General features: G+C 59.8%; 18 protein-coding genes. 17 read left to right on the top strand and 1 reads right to left on the bottom strand.

Features of this window, described 5'->3' with window-relative positions; translation table 11 throughout:
- Positions 1-139 precede the first annotated feature (139 nt).
- The 6 genes from H4Q31_RS16650 (at position 140) to H4Q31_RS16625 (ending at position 6,189) form a co-directional block, all read left to right on the top strand.
- The gene (locus H4Q31_RS16650; protein ID WP_245347518.1) at positions 140-967 is read left to right on the top strand and encodes a glycosyltransferase family 2 protein; all 828 of its coding nucleotides are present in this window, start codon (positions 140-142) and stop codon (positions 965-967) included.
- Positions 968-1,100: 133 nt separating this feature from the next.
- On the top strand, positions 1,101-2,210 hold the full coding sequence (locus H4Q31_RS16645) for a hypothetical protein (protein ID WP_185180187.1): 1,110 nt from the start codon (positions 1,101-1,103) through the stop codon (positions 2,208-2,210).
- On the top strand, positions 2,179-2,913 hold the full coding sequence (locus H4Q31_RS16640; RefSeq protein ID WP_185180186.1) for a glycosyltransferase family 2 protein: 735 nt from the start codon (positions 2,179-2,181) through the stop codon (positions 2,911-2,913). Before H4Q31_RS16645 ends, H4Q31_RS16640 begins: the two co-directional genes overlap by 32 nt.
- A 45-nt stretch (positions 2,914-2,958) precedes the next feature.
- On the top strand, positions 2,959-3,684 hold the full coding sequence (locus tag H4Q31_RS16635; RefSeq protein ID WP_185180185.1) for a sugar phosphate nucleotidyltransferase: 726 nt from the start codon (positions 2,959-2,961) through the stop codon (positions 3,682-3,684).
- Positions 3,681-4,778, top strand: coding sequence for a GT-D fold domain-containing protein (locus tag H4Q31_RS16630; protein WP_185180184.1), 1,098 nt, complete (start codon positions 3,681-3,683; stop codon positions 4,776-4,778). The genes H4Q31_RS16635 and H4Q31_RS16630 overlap by 4 nt, the downstream gene beginning before the upstream one ends.
- Positions 4,779-4,791: 13 nt before the next feature.
- Positions 4,792-6,189 carry a glycosyltransferase family 2 protein gene (locus H4Q31_RS16625; protein ID WP_185180183.1) on the top strand — a complete coding sequence of 466 codons (1,398 nt, stop codon included), beginning with the start codon at positions 4,792-4,794 and terminating at the stop codon, positions 6,187-6,189.
- A 189-nt stretch (positions 6,190-6,378) separates the two neighbouring features.
- On the opposite strand, the gene H4Q31_RS16620 is transcribed toward H4Q31_RS16625, so the two are convergent.
- Positions 6,379-7,311: a transposase gene (locus H4Q31_RS16620; RefSeq protein ID WP_185180182.1), complete on the bottom strand. Its 933-nt coding sequence runs from the start codon at positions 7,309-7,311 to the stop codon at positions 6,379-6,381.
- 370 nt (positions 7,312-7,681) lie between these two features.
- Between H4Q31_RS16620 and H4Q31_RS16615 the strand changes: the two genes are divergently transcribed.
- From H4Q31_RS16615 to H4Q31_RS16565, 11 genes are all read left to right on the top strand, one after another.
- Positions 7,682-7,969 carry a nucleoside-diphosphate sugar epimerase gene (locus H4Q31_RS16615; protein WP_185180181.1) on the top strand — a complete coding sequence of 96 codons (288 nt, stop codon included), beginning with the start codon at positions 7,682-7,684 and terminating at the stop codon, positions 7,967-7,969.
- Between the two features lie 50 nt (positions 7,970-8,019).
- A complete protein-coding gene (locus tag H4Q31_RS16610; RefSeq protein ID WP_185180180.1) occupies positions 8,020-8,361 on the top strand; it encodes an alpha-helical endospore appendage domain-containing protein in 342 nt (113 codons plus the stop codon).
- The gene (locus H4Q31_RS16605) at positions 8,358-8,690 is read left to right on the top strand and encodes a hypothetical protein (RefSeq protein ID WP_185180179.1); all 333 of its coding nucleotides are present in this window, start codon (positions 8,358-8,360) and stop codon (positions 8,688-8,690) included. Before H4Q31_RS16610 ends, H4Q31_RS16605 begins: the two co-directional genes overlap by 4 nt.
- Positions 8,665-9,000 carry a hypothetical protein gene (locus tag H4Q31_RS16600; protein ID WP_185180178.1) on the top strand — a complete coding sequence of 112 codons (336 nt, stop codon included), beginning with the start codon at positions 8,665-8,667 and terminating at the stop codon, positions 8,998-9,000. The genes H4Q31_RS16605 and H4Q31_RS16600 overlap by 26 nt, the downstream gene beginning before the upstream one ends.
- A gap of 624 nt (positions 9,001-9,624) precedes the next feature.
- The gene (locus H4Q31_RS16595) at positions 9,625-10,728 is read left to right on the top strand and encodes a CgeB family protein (RefSeq protein WP_245347517.1); all 1,104 of its coding nucleotides are present in this window, start codon (positions 9,625-9,627) and stop codon (positions 10,726-10,728) included.
- Positions 10,729-10,856: 128 nt separating this feature from the next.
- The gene (locus H4Q31_RS16590; RefSeq protein ID WP_245347516.1) at positions 10,857-11,930 is read left to right on the top strand and encodes a CgeB family protein; all 1,074 of its coding nucleotides are present in this window, start codon (positions 10,857-10,859) and stop codon (positions 11,928-11,930) included.
- Positions 11,927-13,537 (top strand): glycosyltransferase family 4 protein, encoded by a 1,611-nt coding sequence (locus tag H4Q31_RS16585; RefSeq protein ID WP_185180176.1) that lies wholly within the window; start codon positions 11,927-11,929, stop codon positions 13,535-13,537. Before H4Q31_RS16590 ends, H4Q31_RS16585 begins: the two co-directional genes overlap by 4 nt.
- Before the next feature lie 20 nt (positions 13,538-13,557).
- On the top strand, positions 13,558-14,649 hold the full coding sequence (gene wecB / locus H4Q31_RS16580) for a non-hydrolyzing UDP-N-acetylglucosamine 2-epimerase (protein WP_185180175.1): 1,092 nt from the start codon (positions 13,558-13,560) through the stop codon (positions 14,647-14,649).
- The gene (locus tag H4Q31_RS16575; RefSeq protein ID WP_185180174.1) at positions 14,642-15,625 is read left to right on the top strand and encodes a polysaccharide biosynthesis protein; all 984 of its coding nucleotides are present in this window, start codon (positions 14,642-14,644) and stop codon (positions 15,623-15,625) included. The genes wecB and H4Q31_RS16575 overlap by 8 nt, the downstream gene beginning before the upstream one ends.
- Positions 15,622-16,491 (top strand): dTDP-4-dehydrorhamnose reductase family protein, encoded by an 870-nt coding sequence (locus tag H4Q31_RS16570; protein ID WP_185180173.1) that lies wholly within the window; start codon positions 15,622-15,624, stop codon positions 16,489-16,491. The genes H4Q31_RS16575 and H4Q31_RS16570 overlap by 4 nt, the downstream gene beginning before the upstream one ends.
- A partial coding sequence (locus tag H4Q31_RS16565) for an NAD-dependent epimerase/dehydratase family protein (RefSeq protein ID WP_221626873.1) occupies positions 16,482-16,589 on the top strand: 108 nt, incomplete at its 3' end. The genes H4Q31_RS16570 and H4Q31_RS16565, both read left to right, overlap by 10 nt.

Here is a 16,589-nt window from a genome sequence, read left to right as displayed (position 1 = left end):
TTTAGAGCTCGGCTTGGCGCCGGGCTCTTTGTGCTGCGCTTCTTGGCATATGTACCGGCGTACAGGAGCCGTTGCGCATGGACACGTTACACATACAATGTCATGTGAACCGAACCCCGAGATGAGGAGGGATTCATGGATGAGAACCGCTCGGTCATCGTCCATGCGATCGAAGCGACATCGCGAGGCGGCTGCACAAGCGGGGCTGCTTCCGGCGGAGCCTTCCGAACCTTGGACTTCTCCCTATGTATCGGTAATCGTGCCGATCATGAACGAACGCAGAACGTTGGCACGCGTACTGAGAGAGGCGGCCAAGGTTCATCCGCGCACGGAAGTGATCGCCGTCGTGAACGGTTCGAAGGATGGCTCGCTGCGGATCGCCAGACGAAGCGGCGCCCGGGTGATGGTCTTCGATCGGCCGCTCGGCCATGACGTCGGCCGCTCGATCGGCGCGCGAGAAGCGCAAGGGCAGATCCTCTTGTTCATAGACGCAGATATGATCATTCCGGCCGCCGCCCTGCGACCGTTCGTCGATGCAGTGGCAAGCGGCACGGATGTGGCTTTGAACGATTATTCCGGTCCGACGAGGCGGACCGCCGTGCATGGCGTCGTATTGGCGAAGCATGCCCTCAACACGCTGTTGAACCGGCCCGATCTTCGAGGGGCGTCGATGACCGCCGTGCCGCATGCGATCAGCAGGCATGCCCTGGAGATGATCGGCAGCGCCTCGCTGGCTGTGCCTCCGCTCGCGCATGCAATGGCGATTCATGCGAACCTGAAAATCGCGCGCGTCCGCCGAGTCGATGTCGGACAACTGAATCCATTGCGCTTCAAGCGGGAGCGATCCAATTCGTTGGAGCCGCTTATCATCGGGGATCATCTCGAAGCCATTCAATGGGTGCTGCGCAACACCGATGACCGCGGAGGCCACGGCGATGGGAGCCGCAAGAGATGGATGGTGAGGTGAGCCGATGGATCGTACAAGGCGCCGCAAATCGGTTGTGCGCAAGCGGGGAACTGTTCGTGCAGGTTCGCGTGGGGCAGCAAGACGAGGCCGCTTGGAACGACGCGCGAAGCCGGCCAGGAGAACGGCAAGGCGCATGGAGTCTTCCCGGCGCTACAAGCGCTTAGGCAGACGCATACGCTCGCCTTCCCGCGGCGAGGTCAGAACGGCAAAGACTTCCGCTGCCGTATTGGCGAGTATTCGCCGGGAAGGAGAGGCTGCCGGAGCCGCATGGCGTTCCGAGATGCCGAGCGGCAGCCTGCAGCAATTGAAGCAGCTGATTCAGCGGCAATGGGCGTCTCGCTGGAGCCAGGCGCGAGGGCAGCTGCGAAGGCTCGACTGGCGCAGCATATGGAGCCAAAGTCAAGCGTTTGGCGAAGGCGCGCTTCAAGGCGCCGGCTTCAGCGGCGGACGAGGCTTCACGCCGCTTCCGCTGCAGGGAAGCGCGGCGGCCGTTATGTATGCCGATCCATCTTCGGGAGCAGCCTTGCCAGCGGTACTGGGGGAACTGATTCGGCTGCCGCTCGCCGAGACGATCCTCGTAGCCGGAGACGTCCCGGAAGAATTCCTGTTGCAGGCACGCAGCCACGAGCATGTGACGATCGCGTCTCTGGCCGAGGAGATAGATGCTGACGTTGGACGGGCTCTGGGCGCGAAGCTGACGGGAGCCGATATCGTGCTGTTCGTGGACGCTCGAAAGCCTGTGTCGGCAGAGCTGCTCGCTCGATTCCTATGGGCGTGCGACGAAGGTCTGGACGTGGCGCTGAACGATCTCGCAGACAGCAGGAAGATGTTCCAAGAGCGGTCTCCGCTCGCTTGGCTCCGAGAATTCCTTAACGCAACGCTGGGCCGGTCAGATTTGAGATTAAATATGATCGGTTCGCTCCCCTTCGCCTTGTCGCGGAACGCGATCGATACGATCGGCTCGGCTGACCTGGCGGTTCCGGCTAAAGCCCAAGCGGCAGCCCTCTTACGCGGCTTGAAGATCGGAACGGCCGGTCGGGACGGCAGCGGGCTCGCGCCAGCCAGCGCTTCGCCTGCGGCGGATGCCGAATCGATTCGCATGCTAGGCGACCATTTCGAAGCGTGGCAGGCAGCGGCGGCAGCGAGAGGGTTCCGGCTTCGATATGAAGACCGGTCCCGTGACAGAAGAGCGGTTGGAGGAGTGGTCTGCGATGAGATCCACCATCATTATCCCGACGAATAACCGTCTGGATTTGCTTCAGCGGTGCATCGAGTCCATTCGCAGGCATACCGAATCCGGGGCAGAGATCCTGGTCGTCGACAACGGTTCGAGCGATGGAACTATTCTCTGGTGCAATAGGGAGCGGATTCCCTTCATATCCTTGTCCCGCAACGAAGGCTTTCCGGCTGCCTGCAACAAGGGCATGCGCATGGCGGCGGGAGACACGATCGTTCTGCTCAATAATGATACCGTCGTGTCCCCGAACTGGCTGGACAATTTGACCGCGGCGCTCTATAGCTCCTCCGATATCGGCATCGTCGGCCCGGTCATGAATTACGCGAGCGGCAAGCAGCAAGTGCATTATCCTTACGACGATCTCGAGGAATATCAGCGAATCGCGGCAACGGTTAACCGATCGGCTCCTTCCGCATGGGTTAGGACCGATCGGCTGGTCGGTGTCTGTCTCGTCTTCCGACGGGAACTGATGGAGCGAATCGGACTGCTCGACGAACGCTTCTCTCCCGGGCACTTCGAAGACGATGATTATTGCCTGCGCGCTCGGCTTCATGGACTGCGGCTGCTCATTTGCCCGGATTCGCTTATTCATCATGAGGGAAGCGCAAGCTTCCGCCGCGACGGGGAGGAAGCCCAGCAGCGGCTGGTGGAACGCAATCTGCAGGCATTTATCGACAAATGGCAGATCGATCCGAGGGTGTACATTTAAGGATCCTTTGAAGGCAGGTACAGTATGAATCGAGGAGGGTATCCGTTGAAAGCAGTCATTCTGGCGGGAGGGACCGGTACTCGCCTTAAGCCGTTAACCTTCTGGAACAACAAGCACCTGCTTCCAGTCGGCCGGTACCCGATGATCTGTTATGGGATCGCAAAATTAAGAGAAGCGGGCATACGGGATATTGTGCTCGTTACCAGCAGGTCAGCGATAGGAGACTTTGCGGATGTGTTGGGCAGCGGAAGAGATTGGGGCGTCTCGATAATCTATCGCGTCCAAGAGGAAGCCGGCGGCATCGCGCAAGCGTTGGAGCTTGCGAATCCTGTTATTTTGCCCGGCGAGAGACTAGTCGTGCTGCTCGGAGACAACCTGTTCGAGCAATCGCTTCGGCCGTTCGCCGAAGCCTTCGAGCGGCAGAGCGAAGGGGCGATGGTGCTGCTGAAGGAAGTGCAAGATCCGAGGCGGTACGGCGTACCGAAGCTCGAAGAGGAAGGCAGCCGGATCGCCTTCATCGAAGAGAAGCCGGAAGCGCCCTTGTCGCCTTACTGCGTGACCGGGATCTATTTCTATCCCTACGAAGTGTTCGATATCATCGACAAAGTGAAGCCATCCGAGCGAGGCGAGATGGAGATTACGGATGTTAATAACGTATTTGCCCGCAATCTCCAATTGCAGTATCGGATTCTTGAGGGATGGTGGACGGATGCCGGAACGTTCGAGTCGTTGGAAGAAGCCGGACAGCAGTTGAGAGGGGAACTGCCATGACTTCGCAGGCAACGGCGGCGATCCACCGCTCTGCGGCGTTACAACGAGCGGGCGGATCGGTGCGGTCGTCTTCAGCCAGGACGCGATCGGGTGCTGCGCCTTCAGGTCGTAAGCGTCGACGCAAGCGCAGGCCCGCCGCCCGCCTGCGGCCGGCTCCGCGCAAGTGGAGGCGCCGCCGCTCAAGGGCCGCAGCCGGAGCCGCAGCGCCGGGACCGTCGCCGGCTGAGCGGTCGGAGCCAGGCGACGAGCGTTATGTTGAAGGGTTCCGGGACGGCGTATTCGCAGGCGGGGAGCGGCTGTTGGAGGATCATCTGCCAGCAGATCTGCTCATCCCGAATCTGACATTGGAAGAGGTTCTGACTGCAGGCGTCCAAGCGCTTCGTCCGCGCGGCGTTCCTCTGTTAGGGCCTGAAGGCGTCTATGAGGAGATTGAACGGATGCTGACAGAGCGGCAGCCTTATGCGCTCGTTCGGCTTGGAGACGGCGAGCTGCTCACGATGGCGCAGGATATCGTGCTTCCGGCAGACGAGGTGCGCAAGGCGGGTCACTTCTTGTCTTACGCCGGGGTCGACGTTCCTGACCTGAGGGCAAGAGATGAAGTGGCCGCTGCATTTCGCATCGCATCGCGGATCGGGGTCCCCTTATCGCGTCGGCCGCATTATCAACCGCTGCTGTTCGCGTTATGGAATGCATTCGGCATCCAAGCGGAGGAGCTTCCCCTTACCTTTTCGACCATCAATTACGCCCTGTACGAGCAAGGGTACTTGAACCGATTAATGGCGGGAAGACGCCTATTGCTCATTGGCAACGTAGCGCCGCCGCTTGCGCAGGTGCTGCTGGCACAAGGAGTGCAGGTCGTCGGCACGGTCAGTCCCGTACAAGGCATAAACGATCTGCATCGGGTGGTTGAGGAAGCGGCAGCGTACGATTTCGATTTGGCGCTGGTTGCCGCAGGCATCGCGGCCGTGCCGATCTGCGTGCATCTGGCGGGACGAACCGGCAAAGTCGCGATTGATATTGGACATCAAGCGAACATTGTGGCGGGAGTGAGAGGTTCCTTCGTTCGAAGGGAGGAACCGGATATCCGAAGTTAAGGAGGGGAGCGGCATGGCATCCGCACAAGCTTCATCCCGCCGATTGCGGCGCCGCCGCGGCAACCGTTCTTCCGCGAGGCGCCAGAGAAGCGTCGCGGGGCTCAGGAGACGATCCGCTATCTACAAGAAGGCGCGATATGAGGAAGGGTTCGCCGACGGTTACCGTGAGGGCGTCCAGACGGGGATGCAGAGCTACCCGATTGGATTTGAAGGCACAAGCATTATTATACCGACGTACAACCAACTCGATATGCTGAAGCAGTGTATCTCCAGCATTGTCGAGAACACGGATCTCCCCTATGAGATCATCGTGGTGGACAACGCTTCAACCGACGGAACGAAGGCGTACCTGGAGAAGCTGGGCGGGCAGGTTCGTTATCGCGTCCTGGCGTCCAATCAAGGGTTCGCCGGCGCGATCAACGTGGGAATGATGATGGCGAAGGGAAGCACGATTCTGCTGCTGAACAACGATACCCTCGTCACACCTCAATGGTTGGACAATATGTTGGCCTGCCTGCATAGCGACGATCGGATCGGCATGGTAGGCCCCGTCACCAACTTCATCAGCGGCGACCAGCAAATCAAGGTGCCCTACGCGAACGTTCGGGAGATGTATGCCTTTGCCAGACAATACAATCAACAGGACCCGGCCCGCTGGCGGCGCACGGATCGGCTGGTTGGCTTCTGTCTCCTGTTCCGAAAAGAATTGTTCCACCAAGTCGGTTATTTCGACGAAGGGTTTGAGATAGGCAACTTCGAGGACGACGATTATAACATTCGCGTACGGATGCTTGGCAAGAGCCTTGTCGTGGCTGAGGACACCTTCATTCACCATTATGGCAGCGTAAGCATGAGAGCGCTGGGAGACCGTCAAGCGTTGGTGCACGAACGGAATCAACTGTACTTCATGGACAAATGGCTGAACCCGTATGATTGGATTCATCGCATTCGGCATATCGCCAATGGGACGGACGGATCGGCAGCACAGGTGGATATGACCGGTTTATTTCCTTCCGGCATTGCGGTTCGCGGCATCGGGTCGTCGGTTTATTGGATCGATAACGGCACGCGGCGGCTGGTTGAAGGACTGCCTACCATCCCTGTCGTCAGATTGTCTCAAGTGGATCTGCTTCGATGGCCGATCTCCGATCCGATCGGTTCCTGGGAGATCGAAGCTCTGTGGCATGAGACGGAAGGGCCGGAAGGCCAGCCTCGCGGAGGGGTTCGCCTGCCGGACGGCACAACCTTCATAATCGAGCAGGGCAAAGCTCGGAAAATTGTCAGTCCAGCGGCGTTGCTGTCCTGGCAGCTTCATGAGAAACCTTATCGCACGCTTCAGCCGGAAGAGCTCGCCGAGCTGGAAGAAGGCTTCCCGATCATCCCTCATCCGATGCTCCGTCAAGTGCTATGATGCATTCCCGGCTCGAATAGACCGGCGGACTCCGGTCCCCGGTCTATTGAATTTCGTAAGCTTTCGCGGGAACGGGTAATGTCTCTATTGGAAAGTATGCCACTATCCCATTCGCTCAGGAAAGCTCACAGGGAATCAGGTTGTTAGCAAGCAGCGAACGGGATGTGAATTCCAGTGGAGGCTGAGTTGTTAAGCCATCCAGAGGGCGAGCTGCCGGGCTCTCCATTTCGCGCGGCTGCCGTAGGCGCGCCACGGCTCGGGCAGGACAAGCTTGTCGCGGATCAGCATCTTATATTGAAGGACCGCGGTCTTCGCGCACCACGCGAGCAGGCAGGCGAAAGAGGACATTTTGCGCAGCTTCATGTTGATTCGGAAAGAGAACTCATCTAAATACGCCTGCAGATGCTTGGCCCCGATCCCGTTAAACGTATCGTTCAGCCAGTCGCACACGTATCGCTTGAGGTACAGGAAGTCCGAGATGGAGTTGTTAATTAGCGGATGGACCGTGACGTTGCGTTCGTTCGTATGCGTGCGCACAAACGTATGGATGCCGATCGGGTCGATCACTCGAAGCTCGTTGTTCACGTGGCGGGGATCGGGCTGTTTGATTTTCACATAAGCTGCGTTAGCCTTCTCGTCCAGCGATGCTCCGATCAGCAGCGGCTGCTTGGCGTCGGGGAAGAAGGCCGATCCGTACGTGAACGGCTCCACGCGGACTTGCCCGGTCAGCTGTTCGGCTAAGTCCGCTTGCTGCATGGCATGGCGGAGCTTGTGGCTGATGAGCCAGGCGGTCTTGTAGGTGACTTCCAATACTTTGGACAAGCGGTTCGAGCTGATGCCGCCCGGCTGGGAGAGCAGATAGAGCGCCTGGAACCAGCGAGTGAGCGGCGTTGAGGAGCCTTCCATGACGGTGCCGGCGATGATGGACGTCTGACGGCGGCAGGAGGCGCACTCATATAAAGGAAGCCTGCGGGTCGAGGTGAGATAGTAACGGGTATGAGAGCAAGAGGGGCAGCGGAAGCCGCCCGGCCACCGGGCCGCAAAGAGCGCATCGGCGCAGGCTTGCTCGGAGTGGAACTGCTGGCAGAACGAATCGAACGACGGCGGCATTTCGCGGGTCACGGCAACCCCTCCATTTTCCGAATGGAACATGTGTTCCTATCAAGATAATACCAAACATTAGTTCCCATATCAACATGAAAATGGGCTTGAAATGGAAGGTGCAGTTCTGAACGGATGGGATCATGGGACAGCTGACCGGGGATCTCGACGTTGACTGAGGCATGGGGATAGCGGCACACTTCGGTGAAAATGGGCATATGCGCTCGCGCCGTTGAACACCTCGATGAATAGCCGATGAATAGCCGATGAATAGCCGTCCATCTGAGCGAAAGGGATAGTGGCAAGCGCCGCCGGGCGGCATATGCTGTAGTAGTTTCGCACGGGGCGTGAAGGGCGGGCTTGATATCGCGATGAACGGGGGAACGTCCGTATGCAGGAACTGATGAACGAGATCGTAGTCCATCTGTCCCATTCGCACCAGCAGATGGCGCGGTTATTGGACGCGAAGCGCCAGATTGCCGTCCGTATGGCCGAATTGGTGAGTATGCTGCCGGATGAGCATCCGCAGTTGAATGGGCTCGAGGGTTTGTTGGACAGCTCCTCCCAAGTGACCAAGAGCGTCATCTCCTACGTCAATAGCCTTGCCGATCTGGAGGAAGCGTTGGCTGACAGCCTGTCTACGATCGTAAAGGCAAGCGGGTATTCGGACGAGGAATAGCGACAGCGCATGCAGGAAGGCGGAACCGACGGGAGGGGAGGAAGCGGAGCATGAACCGTGAGCATGCATATCATCTGACGCTGGATGCCCTCGCCAAGCTGCAATGGAACACGGCGATGATTCTGGAGGCAAAAGCGACGGAAGCGGAGAAAGTGAGGAATTGGCTTCTCACTCACGCAACGAGGGATACGTGGGCTGCTCATGCGGAGCAACTGGCAGCCTCCTTGCAATTTCACGAGCAGAATGTGGAATTGATCGACGGCTTGACCAAGCTCTGCCAGGGATTGAACCGGAATATGAAGGCTATTCTTCAGCCGGACGGCGAGGATGGCGGCGGCGATGGCATGGCTTCCTTATTCGGAGGTCTCGGTTCGGGAATCGGCGACACATGAGTCTGCTGGGCAAAGAATGGGAGATTAAGCTGGAGATGCTTCGTGCGATCGCGCGCAGCCAAGACGCGCTGGCTCGAATGCTGGACAGCGCCGCCGATGTGACGGGAGCCAGCGGTTTGTCGGCGACGCTGTTGAAGGAGCATGTGCACGTATTGACACATATGCAGAGGGCGCTGCTGGATTCCGTCGCCGGAACGTCATGGCGTTCTCCGGTGCTCGGCCAGCCTGCGCCCCCTTGGTTGTCGCAGCAAGTATATGACGGCAGCATCATATCACAAAGGCATGCGGAGGTGATCCGGCTCGATGCTGAGACAGGCGCAATCGGTTAAACGCAGACGCGCAACCGGGCGTAGGAAAACAAACCGGCGCAAAGGGAAGCCGCTGTCGGAAGCGGCCGAACCGCGCAAGGTTGTCCGAGGCAAGCGCGGCGGCCGCAAAGGGACCGGCAGCCGCCGCACGGCAGGGCAGCTTGCCGGCCGCAAACGCACGGGACGCAAACGAACACGCCGGACTGGAGCCAGACGCACCTTAAGCAGCTACGAGAGGGGATTCCAGTTCGCTTACAACGAGGGGTACAACACGGGTTTTGCCAAAGGCTTCGAAGATGGTCACCAGTTAGCCTATGAGCAGTTAACGTAGGAGTGAAGGCAGCGGCCAACGGCCAATGGCCAACTAAGGAAGGGCTATCAACAGCTGATGCAGCGAGAGCGAGGACCGAAAGGCTGGGATCGGGAATGCGCAAACAAAGGCGCGCAGCGCGGTCGAGCCGCCCCCGCCGGGTACGCTCGCCGCGCGCCCCCGCGCGCAAGCGAACGGCGAGGTCCGTTCGCCGCCGGAGACAGGGGGCGTCCGCGCAGCGCGCGCGTAAAGGGTTGTCGCGAGCTGCCAGACGAGGCAAAAGCATAGGGCGCGCGTGGCATAAAGGCAGGCGAAGAGTCTCATTAGGGAGGAAACGGCGCGTTCGGGAAGAGCCGAGGCAAGCGTCGGACATACGCGCCGACGCCTACGGACAAGGGTACAACGAAGCCTATGACGAAGCATTCAACACCGGCTTCGCGGAAGGCTACGAAGAAGGCAGAAGAATGGCTTCGGAGATTCCATAACCAGGCAATATCTAGAACATGCGCATGCAAGCGCCCGGCGGTCGGCTGACGGTCCGGGCGCTTGTTCGTTTAACAGCGGCGGGCATTTACGCTCATGCGGAAGGGTAAGTATCCATGTCCATAAGACTAGGGACGCATATATTGAATCTGGGTGATGACGATGCGGTACAGACGCAAGGAGAATCCGCGCGATAAAGGCCGCAGCGCCGGACTCCAGGACGGGAGATTGGACGGTTGGCGGGTTGGGGCAGCCCAAGGCATCACGGACTACACGCCGCTTCCGGCTCCGCGCAGCGATTTGAGAGTGATGTACGTGCCGCAAGGCTTTGAAGCGATTGATCAAGGCGTCATTTGGGCGTTGGAGCAAAGCGTCGCGCAGCTAACCGTCGCCCCCGCAGACAGAATGAGAGCGACGGCTGAACAGATAAGACCGGATGCGGTGCTTGTTATGAACGGCCTTCATGTCTTTCCGCCGGATCATCTGGCGCAGGTGCAGGCCATTCGCCAGATGGGCATTCTGACGGCGATCTGGTTCGTCGACGATCCCTATGTCTCGGACGACACGCCTTCGATTGGAGTGAACTATGACGTCGTCTTCACCCACGAGCGCAAATGTGTGCCGATGTACGGTTCTGCGGGATGCCCGAATGTGTATCAATTGCCGCTGGCGGTCAATCCGCAAGTGTTCCGGCCGATGCAGGTGCCTCCGCAGTATCGCTCGGATATTTGCTTCATCGGGATGGGGTTCTGGAACCGGATCCGCTTATTTAACGAGCTGGTCGATTATTTGAAGCATAAGAGGGTGTTTCTCGCGGGCGGGCTCTGGGAGCGAATGCCTCGCTTCGCAGAGCTTAACCCGTTCATTCATGCCGGCTGGATTCCCGTATCCGAGACGGTGAAGTATTACAACGGGGCTAAGATCGTAATTAATATCCATCGAACGACCGAAGCGGGCGAAGACAACCGGAATAGCGGGAACTGGGGAGCGGAATCAATCAATCCGCGAACCTATGAGATCGCGGCGTGCGGAGCGCTGCAATTGACCGACTCTCGATTGGAATTGCCCGAGCAGTACGAGGTCGGGGCGGAGATTGCTTCTTTTCAAACGTCCGATCAGTTGATCTCGCTTATCGAACACTATTTGACCCACGAAGAGGAGAGGAGGCGCATGGCGGTCCGGAGCTTCAAGCGCACGTATCGTCAGCATACCTTTCTCCACCGTATTGATTCGCTGCTGCGGGTGCTTGAGAGCCACAAGAAATAACTGCACGGACGGGAGGTGCCATGGCGCATATGAACATAAGGACAAAGAGACCCCTGCCGAACAAGCCGGCCAGGCGTATGAGCCCAGCCTCTTCATCCAGCCGCGCCCGAAGAATGAAGGACTACCTAATGGGAAGACAAGCGGGCGCTGCTCTCGGTTGGAAGCACGGTTATTGGCAAGGACGCTGCGAGGCCGTTGTTCAGGCGTCGACGCCGCCCATCGCGCGCAGGCCGCTTCACGTGCTGTATATTACTTCTGGCAAGGGCTACCCTTACAGTCCGCTGGATGAAGGCATCTATACGACGCTGCAGCAATTGGCGGAGAGAGTGACGCTTGTGTCGCCGCTCGACAACGTGGCCGCCATTGCGGCGGAGACCAGACCCGATCTAGCTCTCGTTCTGGACGGCATGGAGATGCCGCCCCATCAGATCGTTCAACTGCGCTCGCAGGGCACGCGCACGGCGGTCTGGTTCACCGACGATCCCTATTATACAGATCTGACTTCTTCGCTTGCCCCGCTCTATGACCTGGTGTTCACGCTGGAACGCAATTGCATCCCGTTCTATGAACAGCTTGGCTGTCAGCATGTATATTACATGCCCCTGGGCGTCTTCCCCGGCTACTTCCGCCCGCGCAATCCCCGGCTGTCCTTGAGAGGAGACATCTGCTTCATCGGCACAGCTTATTGGAACCGTGTAGGGTTATTCCAAGAGCTGCTGCCCCGGCTGGCGCCGCGCTCATTCCGCATATCCGGAATATGGTGGGATCGGCTGGCCGATTACGGCAGGTGGAAGAACCAAATTGAGCTGGGCAAATGGATGGATCCATTGGAGACGGCCGAGTACTACAATGCGCATCGCATCGTAATCAACGTGCATCGGGCGCACGACGACGAGACGTTCAACAAGAACGCAGCCGGCATAACGGCGGCGTCCCCTAATCCCCGCTCCTTCGAGATCTCAGCCTGCGGCACGCTCCAGCTCGTCGATCATCGGGAAGATATCGCCCTCTTCTATACGCCTGGGGAAGAGATTGTCACTTACCAGAGCGCGGAGGAGCTTGCGGATAAGCTGGACTATTACCTCAACCACGAGGAAGAGCGTGAGGCGATTGCGCTGCGCGCCTTGCAACGGACGATGAGGGATCACACCTATACAAGCCGCCTGTCGCAGATTCTGGATCTGGCGATGGTGCCGCTATGACGGCGGATCGCCCTAGGCTGCTGTTGTTCTCGCATATTTGCAGTCCGGTTCACTTCACCGGCGCCGAGAAGCTTCTGATCGCGTTCGCCAAAGAGCTGCAGCGATTCTTCACCTGCGTGCTCGTCGTGCCGAATGAAGGCGCGATCGCCGCCGAGGCGAGAAGCCGCGGCATGGAAGTCCGCATCTTGAGCATTCCTCTCAGCGTGGCGATGTACGTCGCCATGCCTCATCTCGGCGACGAGCTTCGGACGCTGCGAAGCTCTCAGGCTTGGGACTCGCTGATCGAGCTGCTCCAATCGGAGCGGCCCGGCTACGTCTGGAGCAACACCTGCGTGCATCCGCTGCCCGCGATGGCTGCCAAAGCGCTCGGAATCCCCGTGATCTGGGCGCTGATGGAGACGATCAGCGCCGGTCCGAACCGGGACGAGGCGGCCGGCGTCATCGATGCCCACAGCGAGCGCATCGTTGGCATCTCCTACACGGTGCTGTCCCCTTTCCCGCAGGAGGTATTGGCCAAAGCGGCGGTGCTGCCGCCTTTCATTGAACGCGAAGCGCTGCTTGAGAGCAGTTGGCCTTACAACCGGCATATCCAGAGGAGGAGCAACGGATGGGGAGATCATCATCTAGTCGTCGGTTATATCGCTTCTACGATCTATCCGAACAAAGGGCTCAAGGAGTATCTGCAGGCGGTTCTGCCGCTTGCGGCACGCGATGCCAGAATCCGGCTGCTGATCGCGGGGACGCCGACGGACGACGCCTACGTGGGAGAATGCAGGGAATATATTCGCAAGACCGGCCTGGCGGACCGGACGGCTTGGGTATCGTTCACGCCGCAGATCCAGCAGGTGTACCCGGCGATGGACGTCGTCGTCGTTCCCAGCCTGGTGGCCGAAGGATTCGGCATGGCAGCGCTGGAAGGGATGGCCTTCGGCAAACCGGTCGTCTCCTTCGCATCCGGCGGGCTCTCGGAGATTCTCGAAGCGACTGGCAACGCCGACTTCTTGGTCCAGCCAGGCGACATCGCCGGATTGACGGGAGCCGTCTCGCGGCTGCTGACGAACGATTCTCTGCGCGAAGAGGTCGGCCGGCGGAACGCCCAAGCGGCAACCGAGCAATTCGGCGTCGAGGTATTCCGCCGAAGGCTGGAGTCGTTCCTGTCGGCGCTCCCCGCCGCTGAAGACCCGCTGCCGGAATTGGCGAGAGGGAGCGGACCGACAATCTATCGAATCGAGAACGGCAGAAGAAGGCCGTTCCCTTCGATGAACGTGCTGCTCGGCTTAGGCTATAGGGCTGAGGATGCCGTCCAACTGCCGGACGATCGGCTCTCGCTCGTTCCGTTAGGACAGCCGATGGCGCTTCCGGCCGCCGGGCTGCAGCGCGGATCGCGACGGCGTGTTAACCGGCGAAGGCGCAGGCGGAGCATGCGCGCCGGAGCCCGCCGCCCGAAGCGTTCGATCAGAGGCGGCAAGAGAGCCGGAAGCGTCAGGTTAGCCAAGAGGATCCAGCGAACAAGAAGAGCGCAGCGAGCGCGAAGATCCGGAAGAACTGGAACAACCGCAAGAATCGCAAGAACCGGAAGAAGAAGCAACGCCCGGAAGAAGCGTTAGTCGCCATAGGAGGTGAGTCTGTGCGGATCGTTACGATTCTCGGCACCAGACCGGAGGTGATCCGGCTGAGCCTGCTAACGCAACTGTTGGACGAGTGGGCGGCGAGGCATGTCGTGGTGCACACGGGGCAGAACTTCGACTGGCGTCTGAGCGGGGTCTTCTATGATGAGCTCGGACTCCGTAAGCCGGACGTCCAATTGAACGACCGCAAGCTGAGCGTCGGCGGGCAGCTAGCCGCGATGTTCGGCGCGGTGGAGGAGGTGCTCCGGCGGGAGCGCCCGGACCGCGTGCTCGTGCTCGGCGATACCAACAGCGCGCTTTGCGCGCTGCTGGCGGAGCGGATGGGCATCCCGGTCGCGCACATGGAAGCGGGCAACCGCTGCTTCGACTTGAACGTGCCGGAGGAGAAGAACCGCCGCGTCATCGACGCCGTCTCGACATTTAATCTCCCCTATACGGAGTACAGCAAGCAGAATCTGCTTCGCGAAGGGTTCCCGGTCCAGCGCATCTTCCGTTCCGGCAACCCGATCTATGAGGTGCTCACGCACTATAAGGATCAGATACAAGCCAGTCCGATTCTCGAAAAGTTGAACCTGCAGCCCGGCGGCTACTTGCTTGCGACCATCCATCGCGCGGAGAACGTCGATGATCCCGTTCATCTGCGGGAGATCATGAACGGCCTTCGCCTGACGGCGGAGCGGCTGGGTATGCGGGTCGTGTGCAGCATGCATCCGAGAACGCGCTCCCGCCTCGAAGCCGACGGGAGCGTCGCGGCGCATCCGCTGCTCGAATATCATGAGCCATTCGGCTTCTTCGACTTCGTTCGGCTGGAGCAGTACGCGAAGTGCGTGCTGACGGACAGCGGAACCGTGCAAGAGGAATGCTGCATCTTCCAAGTGCCGACCGTCACCGTGCGGCGCACGACCGAACGGCCGGAGACGGTCGATTGCGGCAGCAATGTCGTCACCGGACTAGCGGCCGAGCGGATTGCGGACGCCGCAGCCGTCATGTCGTCTTTGCCAGGCGGATGGACGCCACCGGAAGGCTACATGGACCCGGACGTCTCCCGCAAAGCAGCCAAATTCTTGCTTGGAGGGAACCCAGATGTTTGAAGGCCGACGAATATTGGTGACCGGAGGCACCGGGTCGTGGGGATATGAGCTGGTGAAGCAGCTGCTCCCGCAGAACCCTGAAGAGATTATCGTTTTCTCCCGGAATGAATCCAGCCAGGTCGCGATGGAGCGGACGTTCGAGGATCCCCGGCTCAGCTTCCGCATCGGCGATATCCGGGATCGCGAAGCGCTCGCCAAAGCTTGCGAGGAAGTGGACCTTGTCTTCCATCTGGCGGCTCTCAAGCACGTCCCGGTATGCGAAGACCAGCCCTACGAAGCGCTCAAGACGAACGTGATCGGCACGCAGAACGTGATCGAAGCGGCGATCGCGAATAAGGTGGAGCGCGTCATCTATATCTCGACTGACAAGGCGGCGAATCCTTCCAACTTCTATGGCATGACGAAGGCGATCGGCGAGAAGCTGATCGTGTGCGCCAACTTGCTCCGCAGCGATACGAAGTTCGTCTGCGTCCGCGGGGGCAACGTGCTCGGCACGAATGGGAGCGTCATCCACCTTTTTATGAACCAGATCGCCAATAAGAATCAGATCGGCCTGACGCACCGGAACATGACTCGCTTCTTCCTGACTCTGGAGGACGCCATCCGGCTGCTCTTCAAAGCGACGGCGGAGAGCGTCGGCGGCGAGATCTTCGTCATGACGATGCCGACCTGCCGGATCGTCGATCTGGCCGAAGTGCTGATGGACGCGATGGGCAAGAAGGTCGAGATGGTAGAGACCGGCGTGCGTCCGGGCGAGAAAATACATGAGATTCTGCTGACCGAATACGAGAGCGCGAATACAGTCGTCTATGACGAGCAATATCTTGTCATTCTGCCGACGCTGGACATCCCGGGCCTTCGCGAGACGTATGCCTCTTATCCTCGCGTCAGCTTCAGCAGCTTCAGCTCGAGCCAGTCGCTCATGAGCAAGGCGGAGATCCGGCAGATGCTCGTGCGAGGGGGCTTCCTCCCATGAGAATTCTGCTGCTTGGAGGCAACGGAATGGCCGGTCATCTAATGGCGGCCTACTTGCAGCGCGCTGGGCATGCGGTGACCGCGACGGTTCGGCCGGGCAGGCGGGAGGAGCCGGCGCTTCGCCGGACTCTTCCGCCGGACGTTGCCGTAAGGGAATTAGACGCGAGAGATATGGAGGCAGTCTTGGAGTTGGTTCGGCAAGAAGGGCCGCAGGCTATTATCAACGCGATTGGCGTTCTGAACGCATATGCCGAAGCCAGCCCGATCGACGCCTATGCGATTAACGGGCTGCTGCCGCATCTGCTGGCGCATGCCGCGGAATCGACCGGCGCCCGGTTGGTTCATATCAGCTCGGACTGCGTCTTCTCCGGCCGGCGCGGCGGCTATGGCGTGGACGACGAACCGGACGGTTATACGGTATATGCCCGAAGCAAGGCGCTGGGCGAAGTTCGCCGTGCTCCGCATCTGACCATTCGCACGTCCATCATCGGCCCGGAGATTCGCGCCGAAGGCATCGGACTGATGAGCTGGTTCTTGTCGCAGCAGGGAACGGTACAAGGCTACGTGAACGTGCCGTGGAACGGCGTGACGACGCTGGAGCTGGCCAAGGCAGCGCTCTGGGCGCTGGAGCATCCGGAGGTCGCCGGCCTCGTTCACTTAACCGCTCCTTACGCGATCAGCAAGCATGACCTGCTCCATCTGATGGCGTCCACTTATGGGAAGAACGATGTCACGATCGAACCGGCTGCTGAGCCGGTGATCGACCGTACGCTTCTCCCGACGCGAAGCGCGTTCGCTTATCACCCTCCCGGTTACGGGGCGATGCTGCGGGAGCTTCGAGCGTGGGAGCGTTCGGCATGGCTATGAAGCGCGCGCTCGTCACCGGAGCGGCGGGCTTCACCGGCCGGCATGCCTGCGCGAGGCTGGCGGCTTCCGGCTGGGAAGTCGTCGCCGTCGTGTCCGGC

It is taken from the genome of Cohnella lubricantis (assembly GCF_014212015.1).
GTDB lineage: Bacteria > Bacillota > Bacilli > Paenibacillales > Paenibacillaceae > Cohnella > Cohnella lubricantis.
Note: the sequence above shows the minus strand (reverse complement) of the source record. Positions and strands in the feature narration are given on the sequence as shown.